Source organism: Vibrio sp. Y176 (assembly GCF_033438945.1).
Map to the genome: position 1 here is coordinate 1 of NZ_JAWOQS010000571.1, position 680 is coordinate 680.

At 50.6% G+C, this 680-nt stretch carries 1 protein-coding gene; it reads left to right on the forward strand.

What is annotated here, in order from left to right; genetic code table 11:
* A partial coding sequence (locus tag R7O13_RS27360; RefSeq protein WP_318305260.1) for an FGGY family carbohydrate kinase occupies positions 1-680 on the forward strand: 680 nt, incomplete at both ends.

Consider the following 680-nt stretch of genomic DNA (forward strand, 5'->3'; position numbering starts at 1 on the left):
TTATTTGGATGCAATGACCAGCGCAATCCAAGAAGTACTGGCGACAGTGCCACAGACTCTGGCCGATTCTGTTGTCGGCATAGGCGTCGACACAACAGGCTCAACACCGGCTCCAATAGATGAAAACGGCACTGTTTTGGCGCTGCTTCCTGAGTTTGAGCACAACCCAAATGCAATGTTCGTCCTCTGGAAAGATCACACATCCGTAGCCAAAGCAGATCGAATTAATGAACTCGCCCATTCGGGAAAATTCACCGATTACACGCGTTACGTCGGCGGTGTGTACTCTTCAGAGTGGTTTTGGGCAAAAGCAGCTTGGGTCAGCGAACAAGATGAACAAGTTGCAAAACGTGCTTTCAGCTGGGTCGAGCTGTGTGATTGGATCCCAGCAATTTTGGCTGATACTCAACATCCACAAAAATTGCGTCATGGCATCTGCGCTGCGGGACACAAAGCGATGTGGCATGAAAGCTGGGGCGGACTACCTGAGCAAGCGTTTTTAAGCGCAATTTCACCGACGTTAGACGGTATTCGCGACCGTATGTTCACAGAAGTCTTTACCTCCGATCAGGCGGCCGGGTACCTATCAAAAGCATGGGCAATAAAATTAGGCTTACCAGAAGGCATCGCGATTGCAATCGGCGAGTTTGATTGCCACATGGGTGCCGTTGGTGCCGGTG